Raw genomic sequence first — 21,574 nt, 5'->3', positions numbered from 1 at the left:
TTGTCGAAGCACCGTCCTTCCTTCGCCGCGTTGAAGAGAAGAACAGCCCTTCGACAGGCTCAGCGCGAACGGATTTTTGGTGATGCTTGCTAATCTGAACGCCGCGCTGATTGCCGCGCAGGCGTATCGCGGTGCGGCGCAAGCCGCGCTCGCCGAGCGGCTGGCGGCCACACTAATCGACAGCGAGCAGCGCGCGGCGCACGGCTTCGCATGGGTCGCGACCACGGTCGCGGCGCTCGAAGCGACGCTCGACTGGCTCGAGGCGGGCAAGGGCACAAACCCGCTCGACGCAAAAATCGCTACCCTCGCCTTCGCCGAAAGCATCGGTCAGCTCACCGGGGGCCTGCCGATGGGCCAGAACGAGATTTTCCGTCCCGCCGACCTCGGCCTCGCCGCCGCCGCCCGAACGCTCGCCGACGCCTGCGCGAACCTGCTCGACGCCGACCATGCCGTCACCCGCGCCGAGGTCGCCGCCGCGCTAGCCGAAAATCAATGGCCGAGCGAGACGCTCCACGACGCCGACCTCGACGCGATCCGCGACCAGTATCGCCGCTTCACCGACGCCGCGATCATCCCGCACGCGCATAGCTGGCACCTCGCCAATGAGCTGATCCCCGATGCGACGGTTCAGGCGATGGCTGAGCTAGGCACCTTTGGCGTCTGTATTCCCGAGGAATTTGGCGGCCTCGGCCTCGGCAAGCTCGTCATGTGCATCGTCACCGAGGAACTATCGCGCGGCTGGATCGGTACCGGTTCGCTCGGCACCCGGTCCGAGATCGCGGGCGAGTTGATCGTTCATGGCGGCACCGATGCGCAGAAGGCCGAATGGCTGCCGCGGATCGCGAGCGGCGAAATCCTGCCCACCGCGGTGTTCACCGAACCCGACGTCGGCTCGGACCTCGGCGCACTGCAGACCAGGGCGCGGCGCGAGGGCGAACATTGGGTCATCGACGGCGCCAAGAACTGGATCACCCACGCCGCGCGTTCGGACCTGATGACGTTGCTCGCGCGCACCCTGCCCGACGCGAAAGGCTATGCCGGCCTGTCGATGCTGCTCGTCCCCAAGCCGCGCGGAACCGAGGCCGATCCCTTCCCCGCCCCCGGCATGACCGGCAGCGAGATCGAGGTGCTCGGTTATCGCGGGATGCGCGAATATGCATTGCAATTCGACGCCATGACCGCACCCGCCGACGCGCTGCTCGGCGGCGAGGAGGGGCAGGGCTTCAAGCAGCTCATGCGCACCTTCGAAGGCGCGCGTATCCAGACCGCCGCGCGCGCGGTCGGCGTTGCGCGCCGCGCGCTCGAACTCGGGCTCGACTATGCCCTCAACCGCAAGCAGTTCGGCAAGGCGATCGTCCATTTCCCGCGCGTGTCCGACAAGCTGGCGATGGGCCTCGTCGACTTCGTGATGGCGCGCGAGCTCAGCTACGCCGCCGCGCGCGCCAAGGATAGCGGCAAACGCTGTGACATCGAAGCCGGTATGGCAAAGCTGCTCGGCGCGCGCGCCGCCTGGGCGAACGCCGACGCCGCGCTGCAAATCCACGGCGGCAATGGCTATGCGCTCGAATATGAGATCAGCCGGGTGCTCTGCGATGCCCGCATCCTCAACATCTTCGAGGGCGCGGCGGAAATACAGGCGCAGGTGATCGCGCGCGGGCTGACCGGAGGACGCAATTGATGAAGGATTGGAGCGCCTGGATCGGCCGCGAGGATATCCGCCACGATCATGTCGATGCCGGCGCGGTGAAGCGCTGGCTCGCGACGCTCGACCGCTCCGCGCCCGCCGACGATAGCGTTCCGCAAGCCTATCACTGGTGCCTCTGCCTCCCCGATGCACCGACGGCGATCCTCGGCGCCGACGGCCACCCCGTGCGCGAGGATAGCGACGACAGCTTCCTGCCCCCCATCCCCCTCCCGCGCCGAATGTGGGCCGCAAGCAAGGTCGAATTCCTCAATCCCCTGCGCCCCGGCCAGACGGTAATGCGCAGCTCGCGCGTCGCCGCGATCACCGAAAAGCAGGGCGGCAGCGGCGCGCTCGTCTTTGCCGAGGTCGCGCACGAAACGCATGGCGACGGCGAACTCGCGGTGCGCGAGACGCAGACCATCGTTTTCCGCGAACCCGCGCCCGGCGGCGCCCCACCAGCCCCGCCGCCGCCGGGCGAGGGCCGCTTCGATCCCGGGGGCTGGGACGCGCACCAGATGCTTGTGCCGTCGGAGGCGCTGCTGTTCCGCTACTCGGCGCTGACCTTCAACAGCCACCGCATCCACTATGACCTGCCTTATGCGACCGAAGAAGAGGGCTATCGCGGCCTCGTCGTCCACGGCCCGCTCACCGCGACGCTGCTTCTCGACCTCGCGGCGCGGCACTTCGGCGACAACGCCCTCACCCGCTTCGATTTCCGCGGCACGTCTCCGGCGATCTGCGGCGAGCAATTGCATCTGGCGCTGCGCGGAGACGGCGACGATATCGTTCTTGGGGCTTTCGCGAGCGACGGGCGGCAGGTGATGGCGGCGAGCGCCACCCGCTAACACCGGCGCGGCGCCCCCCGGCCTCCCGCACTATCTCCCGCAACCTTCGTGGCGCGATAATCGCGTTTCGGCGCAGCGCAGGCGCGCCGACCGCCGATTGCGCCCACAGCGGCGGGGCAAAGCACGATACGCTGTTCTCCTCTCCCGCCCCCCTTAGGGAGGTGCACCGGCGGCCCCATCCGCCGGCGCAAATTTTTCAGCTTTCTCCGAACAGGTCGCGCTGCGCCTCTTCGAGCGCCTCGAAATAGCGGCGCCGTGCATGTTTTTCGGTGACGACGCCGATCACCTTTCCGCCATCGTCGACCACCGCGAGTTCATCGGCCGAGGCGGCATCGAAGGCTGCGATCATCGCCTCGACCCCGGTTGCGGGGTGCAGCGTGTCGTCGGTGAGCGTCGCAAGGCTGGCGATCGGGGCGTCGCCCGCAATGTCGGGATGATAGGCCGCGGCTGTGACGACGATCCCGCCATAGCGGCCCTCGCCATCGGTGAGTACGGCCTTGGCCGTCGAACCGAGCGGCACGCGCAGGCGGAAATCGGCGACGGTCATGGCGGCGGGGACGGCGGTCCAGTCGGTGCGCATGATCCGTCCGGCGGTGAGCGTCAGCAACCGGCCAATGTCGCGCGGACTGCGGATCTTCGAGCCGCGCAAATGCAGGCGCCAGGTCGAGAAGCTGTAGCCGAACCATTCGCGCGTCAGCGCGCTCGACACCAGCGTCGCGGTCAGCACCACGCCCATCAGCGCGAAATCATGCGTCGTCTCGAGCATCAGCACCGCGAGCGTCATCGGCCCGCCAACGACCGAGACGCTGAGCGCCGCCATGCCGACCAGCGCCGCGTCATTGGGATCGAGTGCGATGCCGAGGGGGCTCATGTTGACGAGTCCCGCAAAGATCTGTCCGATCAGCGACCCCAGGAACAGCGAGGCAAAGAACAGCCCGCCGCGAAAGCCGAAGCTGAGCGACACGACCGACGCCGCGATCTTGAGCAGCAGCACGATGGCGAGGAAGGACAGCGCCGGGCGGAGCACCAGATCAAGGTGCAGCGCGCCATGCCCCGCCGACAGCGTCTGCGGCGACACCAGCGCCAAGGGGATCAGCAGCAAGCCGCCGATCAGTGGCCGCCAGCCTGCGATCCTTTGCCATCCCTGAACGCGAATTTCGGCGAAGGTGACGAGCCGCATGATGAGGATGCCGAACAGCGCGGCAACCAGCCCGAGCAACGCATAGGCAAGATAGTCGGCGGTCGAAAAAGCGCGGTCGACGGTCGTCGCGATCAGATAGGGATCGACGCCGAGCGCGCGGCTGACGAACACGGCCGACAGCGCCGCGACCATCACCGGGGCGATCGCGGCGGGGGTATAGTTGCCGATGACGATCTCGAACGCATAGAAGGCGCCGGTCAGCGGGGCGCCGAAGGCCGCGCCGATCGCCCCGCCCGCCCCGGCGCCGACCAGCGTGCGCAGATCGTTGCGGCGCAGTGCGAACCACTGGCCGAGCTGCGAGGCGAAGCCGCCGCCCATCTGCGCATAGGCGGCTTCGAGCCCCACCGACGCGCCAGCACCGTTCGAGATAATCGTCTGCGACGCGATCACCAGATTGTCGGCAAAGGGAATGCGTCCGCCGTGCAGCGCGTTCGCCTCGACCACGTCGACGGGCATGCGCTTGCGGTTGCGCAGGCCGCGCGCGAGCAGGACGAGCAGAAGGCCGCCGATGGGCAGCGCGATCAGCTTCCACGGATGATGGATCTCACCGAGCGCGCTCAGCCGGTTGATCGTGACGCCGTAAAGAAGCTGCTGTATGCCATGCGCCAGAAATTGCTGGATGTTGGTCAGCACCCCAGCCGCCAGCCCCGCCAGCGCGGCGAGCAGGATGAACGCGGCTTCGCTCTCGCGCAGCCGCCGGCGTTGCCGCGCGGCGGCGATCAGCAGACGGGTTTTGCGTATCCGGAACACGTCGGCGCTCCAAGCGCGGCGGCGGCTCCGGGTCAAGTGTTAAGCCGCTTCGTGCCCGTGACATGCCTCGCACAGCGCCGCGATGATGCGCTGCATCTTGGCGTCGGACAGGCTGTAATAGCGCGTCTGCGCCTCGCCGCGCGCCGACACGATGCCCTGGTCGCGAAAGCGCGCCAGATGCTGCGACACGGCCGATTGCGACAGCCCGCTGAGTTCGGTGAGTTCGCCGACCGACACTTCGCGCTCGTCCATCTGGCACAGCATCAGCAGCCGCTCGGGATGCGCGAGCAGCTTCAAATAGTCGGCCATCTCGCGCGCATCGCGTTTCAGGATCGAAAGGTCGGTCGGCTTGGTCATGGGGAGAGGGTTCCTTCACGGCCATCGTCGCGCAGGACGATGTAAATCGCGGGAATAACGAGCACGGTGAGCAGTGTCGAGGAGGCGAGTCCGAAGAGCAGCGAAATCGCAAGGCCCTGAAAGATCGGGTCGGTCAGGATCGTCGCCGCCCCGATCATCGCCGCCGCCGCCGTCAGCACGATCGGCTTGAAGCGGATCATCCCCGCTTCGAGCAGCGTATCGCGCAGCGGTTTGCCCTCGCCCTTCGCATGGTTGATGAAGTCGACCAGCAGGATCGAATTGCGGACGATAATCCCGGCCAGCGCGATGAAGCCGATCATCGACGTCGCAGTAAAGGGCGCGCCGAACAGCATATGCCCCAGCACGATACCGACGAGCGTCAGCGGGATCGGCGTCAGGATGACGAGCGGAATCTTGAAATTGCGGAACTGCCCGACGACCAGGACATAGATGCCCAGGAGCGCAACCATGAAGGCGGCGCCCATGTCGCGGAAGGTCACCCAGGTGATCTCCCACTCGCCGTCCCACAGCAGGGTCGGCACCTGTTCATCGTCGGGCTGACCGTTGAAGCGGACCACCGGCTTTTCCATCCCGTGCGCCTTCCAGTCGAACGCCTCGATCGCATCGTCGACCGCGAAGATGCCATAGATGGGCGCTTCATATTCGCCCGCCAGTTCGGCGGTGACCATATCGGCGGCGCGGCCATTGCGGCGGAACAGCGCGGGTGATCCTGCCTCCTCGCGCGCATCGACGATCTCGCCGAGCTGGACGAGCCGCCCGCCCGGTCCCATCGTCGCAACCGGCGTCGCGGCAAGGTCGGCGCTCCAGCTGCGCTGCGACTGATCGAGCGCGATGCGGATCGGCAGCGGATCGCGCCCGTCGCCGCGCGGCGCATAGCCGACGGTCTGCCCGCCCAGCAGCGCGCCGATACTGTCGAAAAGCTGGCGCTCCGAAATGCCATAGGCGTCCATCCGCGCCCGATCGGGTATCAGCCGCAGGCGGGGGCGCGGGACGCCGAAGCTGTTGTCGACATCCACGACATAGGGGACGGTGCGGAACAGCGCCTCGACCTGCGCGGCGGTCTTGCGCCGCGTCGCTTCGTCGGGACCATATATTTCGGCGAGCAGCGTCGCGAGCACCGGCGGTCCCGGCGGGGTTTCGACGACCTTGATCGACTCACCGGCGGGCAGCGGCAGCGCTTTCTTCAGCCGCTGGCGCAGATCGAGCGCAATGGCGTGGCTCGACCGGTCGCGCTCGCCCTTGGGCGTCAGCGTCACCATCAAATCGCCCATCTCGGGCCGATTGCGCAGGAAATAGTGCCGCACGAGGCCGTTGAAATTGAACGGCGCCGAGGTGCCCGCATAGGCTTCCATCGACCGCGCCTCGGGAATCTGCCGCACCACCGCCGCGGCGGCGTCGAGCGTGCGCCCCGTCGTCTCGAGCGACGTGCCCTCGGGCATGTCGAGGACAAGCTGCACCTCCGACTTGTTGTCGAAGGGCAGCAGCTTCACCGTCACCGCCTTGAAATAGAACATCGAGCAGGCGACGAGCGTCGCGGCGCCGACGGCAATCAGGAAATTGCGCGCGCTCTTGCGATCGCGGATCACGCGGATGGCGACGCGGCCATAGAGCGCGCCGAGCTTGCCCCCGCCCGCATGGTCGTGCGCGCCCTGCGCCAGCGTATCGCGCGCAAAGCGCACCATCAGCCACGGCGCGATGATCACCGCGACGAAGAAGGAAAAGAGCATCGCCGCCGAGGCGTTGATCGGGATCGGCGCCATATAGGGGCCCATCAGTCCCGATACGAACAGCATGGGAAGCAGCGCCGCGACGACGGTCAGCGTCGCGATGATCGTCGGATTGCCGACCTCGGCGACCGCATCGACCGTCGCGTCGATCCGGCTGCGCCCGTCGGCCATCGCCCAGTGGCGCGCGATATTCTCGATCATCACGATCGCGTCATCGACCAGGATGCCGATCGAAAAGATCAGCGCGAACAGGCTGACGCGGTTGATCGTGAAGCCCATGATGTTCGACGCGAACATGGTGAGCAGGATCGTGGTCGGGATGACCACCGCCGTCACCCCCGCCTCGCGCCAGCCGATCGCGAAGCCGATCAGAATGACGATCGACACCGTCGCGAGTCCGAGGTGGAAGATCAGCTCGTTCGCCTTTTCATTGGCGCTTTCGCCATAATTGCGCGTCACCGCGACCTCGACGCCCGGCGGGATCAGGCTGCCGCGCAGCGCCTCGACCCGCGCGACCACAGCGTCCGAAACATTGACGGCATTGGCCCCCGAACGCTTCGCGATGGCCAGGCTGACCGCGGGCGCCATCGACCAGCGATCGCCCGCGCCCTTGGCCCAGCGCCATGCTCGCGCCTGATCCTCACCCGGCCCCTGCGTGACCGTCGCGACATCGCGCAGATAGACGGGATTGCCGTTGGCGGCGCGCACCGTGATCGTCGCCAGTTGCTCGGCGCTGCGGACCGTCTGTCCGGCAACGACGGCGGTCGCCGCGCCGCCTTCGCGCACCGTTCCGAGCGGGAAGCTGCGGTTTGCCTGTCCCACCGCGTCCATCAGCGCGCCGAGCGAGACGCCATGCGCGGCGAGTCTCGCCGGATCGGGAACGACGCGAAGCTGTTCCTCCTGCCCGCCGGTGATGAAGGTCAGGCCGACATTGTCGACCTTCGCAACCTCGGTCCGCAACCGGGCGGCGAGCGACCGCAGCGCCTGCTCGTTCCAGTCGCCGCGCGCGCCGGCCTTGGGCGACAGCGTCAGCACCACGATCGGCACATCGCTGATCCCGCGCACCGTCACCTGCGGCGGCTGGATGCCCTGCGGCAGCTTGTCCATATTCGCCGACAGCCGCTCGTTGATACGGATGGCGGCGTCGTCGGGATCGGACCCGACCAGGAAGCGCGCGGTGACCATCACCCCGTCGTCTTCGGCCTGGGTATAAACATGTTCGACGCCGTCGACGCTCTTGACGATCGTCTCCAGCGGCTTGCCGATCAGCTCGACCGCATCGCTCGCGGACAGGCCGGGCGCGGCGACCATCAGGTCGACCATCGGCACGCTGATCTGTGGCTCCTCCTCGCGCGGGATCGTCATGATCGCGAGCAGCCCCACCATTATGGCGGCGAGCAGCATCAGCGGCGTCAGCGGACTGCGGATCGTCGCGCGCGTCAGCCGCCCCGACAGGCCCAGGCTCATTTGCCTGCCGCCCCGCGCGCCACCGCGATCAGCGTGTCGCCCTTGCCCGCGCCCGACAATATCTCGACCCGCGCCGGATCGTCGGTCGGCGCGATCTGGACCGGCACCCGCGACGTCGCATCCTTGCCGACGATGATCGTCACATAGTCGATGCCATAGCTGGTTTCGACGAAGCGGCGCGGAACGACGAGCGCCTGCCGCTCGCCGACCGCAACGCGCGCCGCGACGCGGCGACCGACCATCGTGCTGGCAAGTCCGGGGATCGGAACGTCGGCCGACATCTGCCCGCCGCTGACCGCGGGATAGACGCGGCCGACGCCGGCGCGCGGCGGTGCCGCGCCCTTGTCGTCCGAAAGCCCCGTCGCCAGCACCGCGCTTCCGACATGAACCTTGTCGGCCAAGGTTTCGGGCAGTTCGAGGCGCAGGACCATCGGTCCCGAGGTGATCGTCGCGATCGACGTGCCGGGCGCGACCGCCGAACCCGCCGGAACCTGCGCGATCAGCACGCGCCCTGTCGAGGGGGCGACCACCGCGCCCTGCCCGGCGACCGCACCGACCGCCGATTGCTGCGCCCGCGCCGCCGAAACCTGTGCCCGCGCCGCACGCGCCTGCGCTTCGGCCTGATCGAGCCGCGCCTGCGCATAGACGCCATTGGCATGGAGGTAGCGCACGCGCTCCAGCTCGGCATCGGCCTGTGCAGCCTGCGCCTGGGCCGCCGCCGCCTGCGCGCCATAGGCCGCGCCTTCATAGCCGAGGCGGCTGTCGACGACGCGGCCGATCACCTGTCCCTTGCGCACCATGTCGCCTTCGCGAACACTCAGACTGTCGAGGATGCCGGGAATACGCGCGCGGGCGTCGGCCATATCGACGCTCGTTACCAGCGCGCCAACATCCTTCCAGTCGGTGATCGTCACCGGCTGCAACGCCAGCCTTTCGCCCGTCACGGCCGCGCTCTTTTCGGCGGGCGCAGTCGTCTCGCCGCCACAGCCGGCGAGCGACAGCGATGCCGCAAACAGGGCGGCGCTGAGCAGCGCAGAGGTGAGCAGGGATGATGGGCGCATCGTCAATTCCCCGTCACGACCGGCAGGCCGGCCGCGCGCCAGGCGCCCATCCCGCCCGCAAGATGGGTGTCGATGTCGGGCCGCCCCGCCGCCGCCTTGTCGAGCGCCATCGCCGAACGGCGACCCGCGGCGCAGGTCAGGATGACCGGCTTGTCGCCCGCCGGAAGCGCGCTTGCCTGAAACCGCGACAGCGGCATCGACAGCGCGCCCGCGACATGGCCGCTCGCGAATTCGTCCGATTCGCGGACATCGACCAGAATCGCACGCTTTTGGTCAAGCAAAGCCGCAAGCTGCTGTGCGGGAATCTCCTTATGGCGCGGTTTGCGGAATAGGCTCAGCATGACGAAACTCCTCGGTTGACCGGCACGCTAACCGGCGCGGCCAGATTTCGACACTGATAATATTACTTAGTTGTAATATTCGCAATATCTAATATTATGCCGACAGCAATCGGGTCCGACTCACCGAACTGGCCGCACACCGAACCATTTGAAAAAGCCGGAGCCAGCCAGCGCCGGAACAAGGAGAGAAAGCATGTCGTTACCGCGGATCGTCGTTCTGGGCGCCGGACTCGGGGGCACCATTGCCGCTTACGAAATACGGGAGGCTTCCAAGGGCAAGGCCGAGGTGATGGTGATTTCCGACCAGGAAAATTACTGGTTCGTCCCCTCCAACCCCTGGGTCGCGGTCCGCTGGCGCGAACCCGAAGCGATCTGCGTTCACCTGCCCCCCGTCATGAAGCGCAAGGGCATCGATTTCACCGCGGTCGGCGCGAAGCGCGTCCACCCCAAGGAAAATCGGGTCGAACTGAACGACGGCGCCTTCATCGATTATGATTATCTGGTCATCGCAACCGGGCCGAAACTCGCCTTCGACGAGATCGAGGGCTTCGGGCCGGAGGCGAACACCGTATCGGTATGCGCCACCGATCATGCCGCCGCCGCGGCCGATGCCTTCGACCGCTTCTGCGAAAATCCGGGGCCGATCGTCGTCGGCGCCGCACAGGGCGCCTCCTGTTATGGGCCGGCCTATGAATTCGCGCTGATCCTCGACACCGAACTCAAGCGCCGCAAGCTGCGCGACCGGGTGCCGATGACCTTCGTCACCGCCGAACCCTATATCGGCCATCTCGGCCTCGATGGCGTCGGCGATACCAAGAGCCTGCTCGAAAGCGAGCTGCGCAACCGTCACATCAAATGGATCACCAATGCGCGCGTCACCAGCTTCGAGGCCGGCATGGCGCATGTCGAGGAAGTCGCCGACGACGGCAGCGTCAAGGCCAAGCACGACCTGCCCTTCGGCTATTCGATGCTGCTGCCCGCCTTTCGCGGCGTCGATGCCGTCTTCGGCATCGAAGGACTGACCAATCCGCGCGGCTTCATCATCGCCGACAAGCATCAGCGCAATCCGACCTTCGCCAACATCTATTCGCTCGGCGTCTGCGTCGCGATCCCGCCGGTCGGCCCGACCCCGGTCCCGGTGGGCGTGCCCAAGACGGGCTTCATGATCGAATCGATGGTCACCGCGATCGCGCAGAATCTGAAACTCGAACTCGCCGGTCAGCCACCGAAGCATGAGGCGACGTGGAACGCCGTCTGCCTCGCCGACTTCGGCGACGGCGGCGTCGCCTTTGTCGCGCAGCCACAGATCCCGCCACGCAACCTCAACTGGTCGTCGTCAGGCAAGTGGGTCCATCTCGCGAAGATCGGCTTCGAAAAATATTTCCTGCGCAAGGTCCGCAAGGGCGAGAGCGAGCCCTTTTACGAAAAGCTCGCGATGCATGCGCTCGGGATCAAAAAACTCCGCTTCTGACGAAAGGAAGACCCATGAACCTCGATCGTGCTGTTTTGCGCTTCGCGGGCCTCGTCGTGCTGACGAGCGTGCTGCTCGCCTGGTTCGTCCATCCTTGGTGGATCGGACTCGCCGCCTTTGCGGGGCTCAACATGATCCAGGCAAGCTTCACCGGCTTCTGTCCCGCGGCGGCCATTTTCAAGCGTCTCGGCGTGCGGCAGGGAGCCGCCTTTAAGTGAAGCGCGCCGCGACCCTGCTGACGGCGGCATGCCTTGCCGCGCTCGCGCTGCCGCACCCCGCGGCGGCGCAGGATCTGGCGACCGCCATCGCCGACGCGCGCGCGCACTCGCCCGCGCTCGAAGCGGCGGCAGCCGATGCCGATGCCGCCGCCGCGCGGCTCGCGCAGGCGCGCGCCGCCGCCGGTCCCACCGCCAGTGTCGAGGGCAGCGTCGGCACCGGCCGGCTCGACCCTGGCGGCTATTTCGGTCTAACCGCGCAAAACGTGACCCCCAGCGCCGTGCAACTGGTCGGCGAATACCCGCTCTACGCCGGTGGACGGATCAGCGCCGCGATCGATCAGGCCGCAGCGGGCAGCCGCGCTGCGACGCTTGGCAAGGATATGGCGCGCCAGAATCTGACCCTCGCGACTGTCGGCGCCTATGCCGAAGTGCTCACCGCGCGCGATCTTGTCGCGAGCTATGGCAAGCTCGTCGATGCGCTGGGCGAGATCGTTCGTCATACCGGCCTGCGCTACGACGTCGGCGATGCGACGAGCAGCGAGGTCGCCCAGGCGAAAGCACGCCGCGCCGAGGGACAGGCCGGTCTTGTCCAGGCCCAGGGCCGCCTCACCGCCGCGCTCGCCCGCCTCGAGCGGCTGACCGGCAAGCCTGTCGGCGATCTCGCCCCCCTGCCCCCGCGCCCCGAGGTTCCCGCGACGCTCGGCGAAGCGGTCGAGGCCGCCGTCGCCGCGAATGTCCTGCTCGCGCAGGCCGATGCCGGCGTCGACGGCGCCGCCGCGGGAGTGCGCGCCGCCAAGGCGACCAACCGCCCGCAGCTCGGCGTCTTTGCCGAGGGCGCGCGGATCCGCGACCAATTTTTCCCCGACTATCGCGCCGACAATGTCACCGTCGGGCTGCGCGGGCGCTGGACCTTCTTCGACAGCGGCGCGGGCAGCGCGCGCGTCCGCGAGGCGCAATCGAAACTCTCGGCCAGCGAAGCGCGGCTGCGTCAGGCGCGCGACGACGTCACCCAGGCGGTGATCGAGGCGTGGAGCGGGCTCGACAGCGCCGAACGCGCGCTCGATGCCGCGCGCGATGGCGACGCCGCGGCGCGCGAGGCGCTACGCGGCACCCGCCTCGAAGTGCGCTCGGGCGCCCGCCCCCCGCTCGCCGAGCTCGATGCCGAACGCGAAGCGATCGCCGCGACCGCGCGGCTCGCCGAAGCGCAGGCATCGGTGCAGACCGCGGCGTGGCGCCTCCGCCTGCTCTGCGGTATCGAATAGGCCTCCTCCTCCACTGGACAAACGGCGCCGCCTCACTATATTAGTTTTATCTAATATTTTAAACGAAGGAATGATCGCATGGACGACCTTCACCGCGATTCCGCCGCCGCGCTGATCGACAAGGCGCGGGCAACCGGCCTTATCCCCGTCGTCAAAAGCTTCTTCGACGAACCGACCTTCACCGCGACGCACGTCGTCCACGACCCCGCGACGCGCAAGGCGGCAATCATCGACTCGGTACTCGATTTCGACCAGCCTTCGGGCCGCACCGGCCATGCGTCGGCCGACGCGATCGTCGATTATGTCCGCCGCGAAGGGCTGACCGTCGAATGGCAGATCGAAACCCACGCCCATGCCGACCACCTCTCCGCTGCCCCCTATCTGCAAGCGAAGCTCGGCGGCCAGATCGTCATCGGTCGGCATATCGAAACGGTGCAGACGGTGTTCGGCGCCATTTTCAACGAAGATGAGCGCTTCGCGCGCGACGGCTCGCAGTTCGACCGGCTGATGGCCGACGGCGAGCGCTTCATGCTCGGCGAGATCGAGGGGATGGTCCTCCACACCCCCGGCCACACGCCGGCGTGCATGGTGTGGATCATCGGCGATGCGCTGTTCACCGGCGATACCTTGTTCATGCCCGACTATGGCACCGCGCGCGCCGACTTTCCCGGCGGCGATGCGCGCACCCTCTATCGCTCGATCCAGCGCTTGCTGTCGCTTCCCGGCGAAACGCGGCTGTTCCTCTGCCACGATTACAAGGCGCCGGATCGCGACAGCTTTGCTTGGGAAACGACGATCGCGGCCGAGCGCACCGCCAACGTTCATGTCCACGAAGGCGTGGACGAAGATCAGTTCGTCGCGATGCGCGAGGCGCGCGACAAGACGCTGTCGATGCCGCGGCTGATCCTCCCGTCGATCCAGGTCAATATGCGCGCGGGTCATTTCCCCGAACCTGAAGCGAACGGCACCCGATATCTGAAGCTGCCGCTCGATAAGCTGTAGGATAGCGCGCGCGATGACCGATCCCATGACGATCAGCCTCGCCCAGATGATCCTCGGCGCGCTCTCCGGCGTGCTCGTCGGCTTCACGCTCGGGCTCGTCGGCGGCGGCGGGTCGATCCTTGCGGTGCCGCTGATGGTCTATCTCGTCGGGGTGCCGCAGCCGCATGTCGCGATCGGGACCGCAGCACTCGCCGTCGCCGCCAATGCGGCGGTTGGGCTGACCAACCATGCGCGCGCTGGCAATGTGCGCTGGCCGTGCGGGCTGACCTTCGCCGGCGCCGGAATCGTCGGCGCCTTCGCCGGATCGACCCTCGGCAAGAGCTTCGACGGCGCCAAGCTGCTCTTTCTCTTCGCGCTGCTGATGGTCGTCATCGCGGTCATCATGCTGCGCAAGCGCGGCCAGATCGGCGATCCCGCGGTGCGGATCAGCCGGGAAAATGCGCCGCGCCTGCTCGGCTACGGCCTCGGCAGCGGAGCGTTCAGCGGCTTTTTCGGCATCGGCGGCGGCTTTCTGATCGTCCCCGGCATCGTCGCCGCGACGGGAATGCCGATGATCAACGCGGTCGGCACCTCGCTGGTCGCGGTAACCGCCTTCGGGCTCACCACCGCCGCCAACTATGCCTGGTCGGGCCTCGTCGACTGGCCGCTTGCCGGGCTGTTCATCGCGGGCGGCGCGCTGGGAAGCTGGCTGGGGCTCAAGGGTGCGCAGCGCCTGTCGGCCAGAACTGGACGGCTCAACACGCTGTTCGCGCTGCTCGTTCTCGTCGTGGCCGCCTATATGCTCTACCACAGCGCCGGGGCCATGCTCGGCTGAGCGCATATCACATTTACACGATATTATGAATTATATATGATCGCTGTCGAGCGAGAGGAAGCTCCCAGAGGAATCCCGATGCCCGACAACAGCGACAACCGGCCCGCTGCGCGCCCGATCCGCATCGGCGACACCGCGCCCGATTTCATCGCGCGCAGCACCGCCGGACCGGTGCGGCTCAGCGATTATCGCGGCCGGTGGCTGCTCTTCTTTTCGCACCCAGGCGATTTCACCCCTGTCTGCACCAGCGAGTTTCTGGCCATCGCACGTGCCGCCGACCGCTTTGCCGCGCTCGATTGCGCGCTGCTCGCCCATTCGGTCGACAGCCTTTTTTCGCATCTCGCGTGGATCCGCGCGCTGCGCGACGACTTGGGCGTCGCCATCCCCTTTCCGATCGTCGAGGACCCCTCGCTCGAAATCGCGCACGCTTTCGGCATGGTCGACGCCCAGTCCTTCAGCGCCGCGACGGTGCGCGCGGCCTTTTTCATCGATCCCGACGGCGTCGTCCGTGCGCTGACCATCTATCCGCTGACCGTCGGCCGCTCGGTCGACGAGATGGTGCGCACCGTCGCGGCGCTCCAGTGCACGAGCGACGGGTCGGCGATGACGCCCGCGGGTTGGCAGCCCGGCGACGACCTCCTCGTCCCGCCCGAACTCGCCACCGAAGGCGTGCTCGCGGCCGACAATCCGACCGGCTGGTTCTACACGCTCGCGAAGGATGCCAGGGCGCAATGACCGGTGAGGCGCTCATCGACGACGATCTGGTCGAACTGCTGCGCGTCCTGGCGCATCCGGTGCGGCTCAAGCTGATCTTCGCCGTGCGCGATCAGGAACTTGCTGTGGGGCAGATCGAAAGCGCGACCGGCATCGGCCAGCCGCTGCTCAGCCAGCAACTCGGCGTGCTGCGCAACGCGCGGATCGTCGAAACGCGGCGCGAGGCGAAGCAGATTTTCTACCGCCTGAAACCCGAAGCGCTCGCGCCCGTCCGCGCGTTCGCCGACCAGTTCGGCGTCAGTCCCGCCGCGACGACGAGCACCCGCGACGCCTCCGCCAGCGCCGCCCATTTCGCGAGAATCTTGCGCTAGGATCCTGGCGCTAGCCGGGATCGCCGTCCATCTCGATCTGCCGCGTGGCAAGCGCCCGCATTGCGGGGCGGTGGCCGACGAGGATCAACCCGCTTCCCGCCTCCGCAAGCCAGTCGCCCAGTCGCACGATCAGCCGCGCTTCGGTCGCCCCGTCGAGCCCTTCGCTCGGTTCGTCGAGCAGCAGGAACGGCCGCTGCGCCAGCAGCGCTCGCGCCAGCGACAGCCGCTTGCGCTGTCCGCCCGACAGCCGCGCGCCGTCGTCGCCCAGCCGGCAGTCGAGCCCACCGGGCAATTGCGCAACGACATCGTCAAGGCAGGCAACGGTCAGCGCCGCCTGCATCTCGTCGCGCGTGATGCCCGGCCGTGCGAGCGACAGATTGTCGGCCACGCTGCCCGCGATCATCGCCGCGTCCTGCGCCGCGAGCGCGAACAGCGACCGCCGCGCCGCGAGCGGCAAGCCTACCGCAAGCAATCCGCCGATCCGCACATCTTCGGGCGCATCGTCGCGCAGCCCCGTCAGCGTTTCGAGCAACCGCGTCTTGCCGCTCCCCGACCGCCCGGCGAGCAGAACGCGGTCGCCCGGAACAATGCGGTACAGGGCGCCCGCGACCGCCAGTTCGACGATCGGCTGCGCCGGCGCACCATCGCTCGCCGGGGCGGCGACGTCCGGAAACATCGCATCGAGCCGCGCGCGCGCACCGCGGCTCTTCCAGCGTTGAATGTCGAGCCGGGCGAGGCCGCCGACGATCTCCATAGCAGCGGTCGCAGCAAGCGCTGCGAGCGCGACAACCGGGGCGCTAGCGGGCGACAGCGCGACGATCGCGGCCACCGCCGCACCGGTCAGCCCCCAATGCACGATCGACACCAGCGTGTCGGCGCCGGCCATCGCCGCGCGGGCGCGGTGGAGCGGCGCTTCGGCCGCCGCGATTGCCGCTCGCACGTCGGCGGCAAGCCCATAGACCGCAATATCGTCGCCCCCGGCCGCCAGTTCGACATAGCATCGCTTGAGCGCACCGAGCGCTGCGCTTTCGGCGTCGAGCGCCGGGGCGATCCGGTCGCGCCCGATCCGGCGCGCGACTGCAAAACTTGCCCCCGCTGCGCCCAGCAAGGCCGCTGCAGCAGCCCAGCCCGCGAGTGCCATCAACAGCATCGTCCCCGCGAGCGTTGCGATGCCCGACGGTACCAGCGTCGTGCGCAGCAGTGCCTCCTCCAGCGTTTCGACGTCGCCACCAAGCCGCGCCGTGACATCGCCGCGATTGTGGAGAAGCGCCGTCGCCGGCGGTGCCGCGATCAACCGCGCAAACAGCACGGCACGCACCTCGGCAAGGGCAAACAGCATCGCCTGATGGCTGAACAGCCGCTCGCCATAGCGCGACAGCGTGCGCAAGATCGCCAGCCCGCGGATGGCGGCGCTGGGCACCAGATAATTGAACGCCTTGACCGCCGCCGCGCCGGTCAGGCCGGCAATCGCCGCACCGGTCAGGAACCAGCCCGACACCGCGAGCAGGCCGATCGCCGACAGCGCAGCGACTGCAGCTGCCGCCATGCCGAGCAACACCGCGCGGCGCTGGCCCGCGCGCGCGGATCGGAGCAATGCCGCGATCATCCGATTTCCACCACGCTGTCCGCCGCGGCGATCAGCGCCGGATCGTGCGTCGCCGCGACGATCGTCCGGGTCGTCGCAGCGGCCTGCAACACCGCGACGACGCGCGCCGCACTCGCGGCGTCGAGGTCGGCAGTCGGCTCGTCGAGCAGCAGCAGCGGGCGGGGCGACAGCAGCGCGCGCGCCAGCCCGATCCGTCGCCGTTCGCCGCCCGACAACCCGCTGCCGCGGTCATCGACAACCCAGTCGATCCCGCCGCCACGCGCGGTAATCAGCGCCGAAAGACCGAGCACGTCGAGTTCGGCAATGATCGCAGCATCGCGCGCCTTCGCCTCTCCTACGAGCAGATTGGCGCGGAGACTCCCGGGCAACAGCAAGGGCCGCTGACCCGCCCAGCCGCACAGCGAGGCGAGCGCGCGTGGGTCGACCGCGGCATCGTCGGCGTAAAGGCGCCCCGACTCGACGGACACCTGCCCGATCAACGCGCGGAGGAGGCTGGTCTTGCCCGATCCGCTCGGCCCGACGATCAGGTGAAGGCCGGGGCCGATCCAGCGCGCGCTGATCGGTCCGATCGCCGCGCCTTCGGGGTGCCGAACAACCCACGCATCGACGACAAGAGCCGCCGGTGCGCCGGGTAACGGCGGTGCGACTGCGTGATCGGCGATCGGTGCCTCCGCGGCGGCAAGCGCCGCCAGCGCCGCTTCGCCTTGCTGCTTGTCGTGATAGGCCGCGGCCAGGCGGCGCATGCCGAGATAAAATTCGGGCGCGAGCGCAAGAACGTAAAAGGCTTCGGCGAAGTCGAGGCTTTCGGGCGCGCGAAAGGGCAGCAGGCCGAGCAGCGAAAAGCCACAATAAACCGCGACGAGCGCGACCGCGAGCGCGCTGAAAAATTCGAGGATCGCGCTCGATGCAAAGGCGATGCGCAGCACGCCCAGCGTCCGTTCCGCCAGATCGCGCGCCGCCCCGCCGATCTGACGCGTGACGCGATCCTCGGCGCCATAGGAGAGGATCAGCGGCAGCGCGCGAACCCGGTCGACGAACAAGCCGCCGAGCCGCGACAGCGCCCCCAATTGCGCCTCGCTCGCCCGCGCCGCGGCGCTGCCGGCGAGCGCCATACCGATCGCGAAGGGCAACAGCGTGCCGAACAGGATCGCCGCGGCGACGCTGCTTGCGGGCAGCGCCGCCAGCGCGATCAGCAGCGGCGAAAGCATCGCGGCGCGGCGCAGCGGCAGGAAACGCGCAACATAGGGCTCGATGCGGTCGATCGCGGTCACCGCTAGTTCGGCATCTTCACCGATCAGGCGTCCGCGCCCCGCCGCGCTCACCATGAGCGCGGGCGCGACGCGCGCGCGCAGCTCGGCGGCAAAGCGCGCGGCGTGGCGCAGGCCGATCGCAAAGGCGCCGCCCTGCAAAGCGCCGCGTGCCAGCGCCGCGCCAATCAGCAGCAGCATCCACGCCCAGCCCGCAATGCCGAATCCCGCGTCGCCCCCTCCGCCGCCGCGAAGGTCGCGCGCGACGTGGAGCGCCAGCAATTGCGCGAGCGCGAGCGCGAAGAGCACCGCGGCAACGGCATCGCCAAGCCAAGCGGCCAAGGCACCGCGGCTGGCGGCGGGTGCTGCAGATGTGGCGTTATCTCTACTTGACATTTTTCTAATATTCACACATTCCCATATTCATTAAATGACGATGCCGCAAGCCGTGCGGCACCCCGCCGAGTCGCTGTTCAGGAGTGGCGCCATGGACCTGGCCGTAGTCGAATTATCCCGCCTGCAATTCGCCCTTACGGCGATGTACCATTTCCTCTTCGTTCCGCTGACGCTGGGGCTTTCCTTCATGCTGGTGATCATGGAGAGCATCTATGTCATCACCGAAAGGGAAATCTGGCGTACCATCACGCGTTTCTGGGCCCGCCTGTTCGGGATCAACTTCGTCCTCGGGGTCGCGACCGGCCTGACGATGGAGTTCGAATTCGGGATGAACTGGTCCTATTATTCGCACTATGTCGGCGACATCTTCGGCGCGCCGCTCGCGATCGAGGGGCTCATGGCCTTTTTCCTCGAGGCGACCTTCGTCGGGCTGATGTTCTTCGGCTGGGACAAATTGTCCAAGCAGCTCCATCTCCTCGTCACCTTCCTCGTCGCGCTGGGTTCCAATCTTTCGGCGCTTTGGATTCTGATCGCCAACGGCTGGATGCAGAATCCGGTCGGGTCGCGCTTCAATCCCGACACGATGCGCATGGAAGTCGTCGACTTTTATTCGGTGCTGTTCAACCCCGTCGCGCAGGCGAAGTTCGTCCACACGGTCAGCGCCGGCTATGTCACCGCCTCGGTCTTCGTTCTCGGCATTTCGGCCTGGTATCTGCTCCGCGGCCGTTACACCGCGCTCGCGAAGCGCTCGCTGACCGTCGCCGCGGCCTTCGGCCTCGCCTCCTCGCTGTCGGTGGTCGTCCTCGGCGACGAATCGGGCTATGCGCTCACCGATCATCAGAAGATGAAACTCGCCGCGATCGAGGCAATGTGGCACACCGAAATGGCGCCCGCCGGGCTCACGCTCTTCGGCCTGCCGTCGGTCAAGGACCGCGAGACGCGCTATGAAATCAAGATACCCTATGTCCTCGGCCTGATTTCGACGCGCAGCCTGACCGGGCAGGTCCAGGGGATCAACGAACTGGTCCTCCACGCGCAGGAACGCATCGAAAGCGGCAAGCTCGCCTATGGCGCGCTCGAGGATCTGAAGGCCGATCGCACCAACGCAACCGCGCGCGCGATCTTCGAGGCGAACCGCAGCAACCTCGGCTATGCGATGCTGCTCAAGCGTTATGTCCCCGATCCGCGCAACGCGACCGCCGACCAGGTCATGCAGGCGGCGTGGGACACGGTGCCCAACGTCCCGGTCACCTTCTGGCTGTTCCGCTTCATGGCGGGGCTCGGCTTCTTCTTCATCGGCTTCTTCGCCCTCGCCTTCTATTATGCGACGGTGCGGCGCTTCGATGTGAAGTGGTTCCTGCGCGCCGCGGTGATCATCATGCCGCTGCCGTGGCTGGCCGCCGAAATGGGCTGGGTGCTCGCCGAATATGGCCGCCAGCCATGGGCGATCGAGGGCGTGCTGCCGACCTTCCTCGGCGCATCGAGCCTGACGGTGGCGCAGGTCTGGACGACCATCGCGGCCTTCACCCTGCTCTACAGCGCGCTCGCTTTCATCGAGGTGCGGCTGATGCTCGCGGCGATCCGCAAGGGCCCCGAGTCCAAGCGCGGCCGCGACCTTGCCTCGGGCATCGAACCCACCGACGCGGGCTATACCCCGCTGCCGGCCGAATAAGGAGGATCAGACGATGGCGATTCCCTTCGACTATGAAACGCTCCGCCTGATCTGGTGGCTGCTTCTCGGCGTGCTGCTGATCGGCTTCACGCTCACCGACGGCTACGACCTCGGCGTCGCCGCGCTGCTGCCCTTCATCGCGCGGACCGACGAGGAACGGCGGCTGGCAATCAACAGCATCGCCCCGACTTGGGAGGGGCATCAGGTTTGGCTGATCCTAGGCGGCGGCGCGATCTTCGCCGCATGGCCCTTTGTCTATGCGATCAGCTTTTCGGGCTTCTATCTCGCGATATTACTTGTCCTCGCGGCGCTGATCCTGCGCCCCGTGGCATTCAAATATCGCTCGAAGCACGACGATCCCGCCTGGCGCAGCCGCTGGGATTGGGCGCTGTTCGTCGGCGGTTTCGTCCCCGCACTGGTGTTCGGGGTCGCGGTCGGCAACGTCCTTCTGGGCGCACCCTTCCGCCTCGATAGCGACCTGCGCGCCTTTTACGAAGGCTCGCTGCTCGGCCTCTTTTCGCCCTTCACCTTGCTCACCGGCCTGCTGTCGGTGGCGATGGTCGTGCTGCACGGCGCCGGCTGGCTCGCGCTCAAGGCCGAAGACGGCGTCGTGATGGACCGGGCGCGCCGCTGGGGCAAGATCGCCGCGCTGCTCGTCATCGCGCTGTTCGCAATCGGCGGCGCGATGGTCGCCACGACGAACATTGGCTACCGGCTGGAGGGCGAACTCGATCCCGCCGGCCCCTCGAACCCGCTGTGGGCAACGTCAGTCCCGGCGGCGGGCGCATGGCTCGACAATTATGGGCGCCACCCGTGGATGCTGCTCGCGCCGATCCTCGGCTTCCTGGGCCCGATCCTCGCCTATGTCGCGATCGCCGGGCGCAAGCAGAGCCTGCTCTTCGTCGGCTCGGCGCTCGCGGTGGTCGGGATCATCTCGACGGTCGGCCTGTCGATGTTCCCTTTCATCCTGCCCAGCTCGATCGACCCGCATTCGAGCCTGATGGTCTGGAATGCCTCGTCGAGCCACCTCACCTTGTGGATCATGCTCGTCGTGACCCTGATCTTCCTGCCCATCGTCCTCGCCTACACGGCGTGGGTGCTCAAGGTGTTGTTCGGCCGCGTCACGCTCGACGACGTTCGCACCAACCTCGATTTCTACTGACCGGAGGAACACGCCATGTGGTATTTTACCTGGGTACTCGGCCTCGGCCTCGCGGTCGGCTTCGGCATATTGAACGGCTTGTGGCACGAATTCCACTCGCCCGCCGACGACGACGCGACGCTCTGACCGGCAAAGCAGCCATGAAAAAGGCCGGCGCAGCCCACGCTGCACCGGCCTTTTTCTTT

19 protein-coding genes are annotated in these 21,574 nt (G+C 67.5%); 12 read left to right on the top strand and 7 right to left on the bottom strand.

The window, feature by feature from the left end:
- The first annotated feature begins 82 nt into the window (after positions 1 to 82).
- Together AOA14_RS14405 and AOA14_RS14400 are read left to right on the top strand one after the other, a co-directional pair.
- Positions 83 to 1,678 (top strand): acyl-CoA dehydrogenase family protein, encoded by a 1,596-nt coding sequence (locus AOA14_RS14405; RefSeq protein WP_062902290.1) that lies wholly within the window; start codon positions 83 to 85, stop codon positions 1,676 to 1,678.
- Complete coding sequence (locus AOA14_RS14400; protein WP_062902289.1) at positions 1,678 to 2,529, top strand: HTD2 family dehydratase; 852 nt, start codon at positions 1,678 to 1,680, stop codon at positions 2,527 to 2,529. The genes AOA14_RS14405 and AOA14_RS14400 overlap by 1 nt, the downstream gene beginning before the upstream one ends.
- Before the next feature lie 196 nt (positions 2,530 to 2,725).
- On the opposite strand, the gene AOA14_RS14395 is transcribed toward AOA14_RS14400, so the two are convergent.
- The 5 genes from AOA14_RS14395 to AOA14_RS14375 are packed head-to-tail and all read right to left on the bottom strand — an operon-like array spanning position 2,726 to position 9,454.
- On the bottom strand, positions 2,726 to 4,480 hold the full coding sequence (locus AOA14_RS14395) for a chloride channel protein (protein ID WP_062902288.1): 1,755 nt from the start codon (positions 4,478 to 4,480) through the stop codon (positions 2,726 to 2,728).
- Positions 4,481 to 4,519: 39 nt separating this feature from the next.
- Entirely contained in the window at positions 4,520 to 4,837 is a 318-nt protein-coding gene (locus AOA14_RS14390) for an ArsR/SmtB family transcription factor (RefSeq protein WP_062766819.1), read from the bottom strand.
- Entirely contained in the window at positions 4,834 to 8,052 is a 3,219-nt protein-coding gene (locus AOA14_RS14385; RefSeq protein WP_062902287.1) for an efflux RND transporter permease subunit, read from the bottom strand. Before AOA14_RS14385 ends, AOA14_RS14390 begins: the two co-directional genes overlap by 4 nt.
- Entirely contained in the window at positions 8,049 to 9,113 is a 1,065-nt protein-coding gene (locus tag AOA14_RS14380) for an efflux RND transporter periplasmic adaptor subunit (protein ID WP_062902286.1), read from the bottom strand. Before AOA14_RS14380 ends, AOA14_RS14385 begins: the two co-directional genes overlap by 4 nt.
- Before the next feature lie 2 nt (positions 9,114 to 9,115).
- A complete protein-coding gene (locus tag AOA14_RS14375; RefSeq protein ID WP_062902285.1) occupies positions 9,116 to 9,454 on the bottom strand; it encodes a rhodanese-like domain-containing protein in 339 nt (112 codons plus the stop codon).
- A 193-nt stretch (positions 9,455 to 9,647) separates the two neighbouring features.
- Here AOA14_RS14375 and AOA14_RS14370 point away from each other — a divergent pair, with 193 nt between their 5' ends.
- The 7 genes from AOA14_RS14370 to AOA14_RS14340 all read left to right on the top strand — a co-directional run bounded on the left by AOA14_RS14370 (position 9,648) and on the right by AOA14_RS14340 (position 15,306).
- The gene (locus tag AOA14_RS14370; protein WP_062902284.1) at positions 9,648 to 10,925 is read left to right on the top strand and encodes an NAD(P)/FAD-dependent oxidoreductase; all 1,278 of its coding nucleotides are present in this window, start codon (positions 9,648 to 9,650) and stop codon (positions 10,923 to 10,925) included.
- Between the two features lie 14 nt (positions 10,926 to 10,939).
- Complete coding sequence (locus tag AOA14_RS14365) at positions 10,940 to 11,143, top strand: YgaP family membrane protein (protein ID WP_058811342.1); 204 nt, start codon at positions 10,940 to 10,942, stop codon at positions 11,141 to 11,143.
- Positions 11,140 to 12,405, top strand: a complete 1,266-nt coding sequence (locus tag AOA14_RS14360; protein WP_062902283.1) for a TolC family protein — start codon at positions 11,140 to 11,142, stop codon at positions 12,403 to 12,405. The genes AOA14_RS14365 and AOA14_RS14360 overlap by 4 nt, the downstream gene beginning before the upstream one ends.
- A gap of 78 nt (positions 12,406 to 12,483) precedes the next feature.
- Positions 12,484 to 13,407 (top strand): MBL fold metallo-hydrolase, encoded by a 924-nt coding sequence (locus tag AOA14_RS14355; RefSeq protein WP_062902282.1) that lies wholly within the window; start codon positions 12,484 to 12,486, stop codon positions 13,405 to 13,407.
- Positions 13,408 to 13,420: 13 nt separating this feature from the next.
- Positions 13,421 to 14,221 (top strand): sulfite exporter TauE/SafE family protein, encoded by an 801-nt coding sequence (locus AOA14_RS14350; RefSeq protein WP_082819943.1) that lies wholly within the window; start codon positions 13,421 to 13,423, stop codon positions 14,219 to 14,221.
- 78 nt (positions 14,222 to 14,299) lie between these two features.
- Entirely contained in the window at positions 14,300 to 14,956 is a 657-nt protein-coding gene (locus tag AOA14_RS14345) for a peroxiredoxin (protein WP_062902281.1), read from the top strand.
- Positions 14,953 to 15,306, top strand: a complete 354-nt coding sequence (locus AOA14_RS14340; protein ID WP_062902280.1) for an ArsR/SmtB family transcription factor — start codon at positions 14,953 to 14,955, stop codon at positions 15,304 to 15,306. Before AOA14_RS14345 ends, AOA14_RS14340 begins: the two co-directional genes overlap by 4 nt.
- Before the next feature lie 10 nt (positions 15,307 to 15,316).
- Here AOA14_RS14340 and AOA14_RS14335 read toward each other — a convergent pair whose 3' ends face one another.
- Together AOA14_RS14335 and AOA14_RS14330 are read right to left on the bottom strand one after the other, a co-directional pair.
- Complete coding sequence (locus AOA14_RS14335) at positions 15,317 to 16,912, bottom strand: ATP-binding cassette domain-containing protein (protein WP_062902279.1); 1,596 nt, start codon at positions 16,910 to 16,912, stop codon at positions 15,317 to 15,319.
- Positions 16,909 to 18,555, bottom strand: a complete 1,647-nt coding sequence (locus tag AOA14_RS14330; protein ID WP_238929670.1) for an ATP-binding cassette domain-containing protein — start codon at positions 18,553 to 18,555, stop codon at positions 16,909 to 16,911. The genes AOA14_RS14335 and AOA14_RS14330 overlap by 4 nt, the downstream gene beginning before the upstream one ends.
- 91 nt (positions 18,556 to 18,646) lie before the next feature.
- Between AOA14_RS14330 and AOA14_RS14325 the strand changes: the two genes are divergently transcribed.
- The 3 genes from AOA14_RS14325 to cydX are packed head-to-tail and all read left to right on the top strand — an operon-like array spanning position 18,647 to position 21,515.
- Positions 18,647 to 20,227, top strand: a complete 1,581-nt coding sequence (locus tag AOA14_RS14325) for a cytochrome ubiquinol oxidase subunit I (protein WP_062903186.1) — start codon at positions 18,647 to 18,649, stop codon at positions 20,225 to 20,227.
- A 13-nt stretch (positions 20,228 to 20,240) separates the two neighbouring features.
- On the top strand, positions 20,241 to 21,389 hold the full coding sequence (cydB, locus tag AOA14_RS14320; protein WP_062902278.1) for a cytochrome d ubiquinol oxidase subunit II: 1,149 nt from the start codon (positions 20,241 to 20,243) through the stop codon (positions 21,387 to 21,389).
- Positions 21,390 to 21,404: 15 nt separating this feature from the next.
- A complete protein-coding gene (cydX, locus tag AOA14_RS19375) occupies positions 21,405 to 21,515 on the top strand; it encodes a cytochrome bd-I oxidase subunit CydX (RefSeq protein ID WP_003044383.1) in 111 nt (36 codons plus the stop codon).
- The last annotated feature ends 59 nt before the right edge of the window (positions 21,516 to 21,574 follow it).

Origin of the sequence: Sphingopyxis terrae subsp. terrae NBRC 15098 (assembly GCF_001610975.1) — a bacterium.
In the GTDB taxonomy this organism is placed as follows: Bacteria; Pseudomonadota; Alphaproteobacteria; order Sphingomonadales; family Sphingomonadaceae; genus Sphingopyxis; species Sphingopyxis terrae_A.
The sequence above is the reverse complement of the archived record's forward strand: the minus strand, read 5'-3'. Positions and strand labels throughout refer to the sequence as shown.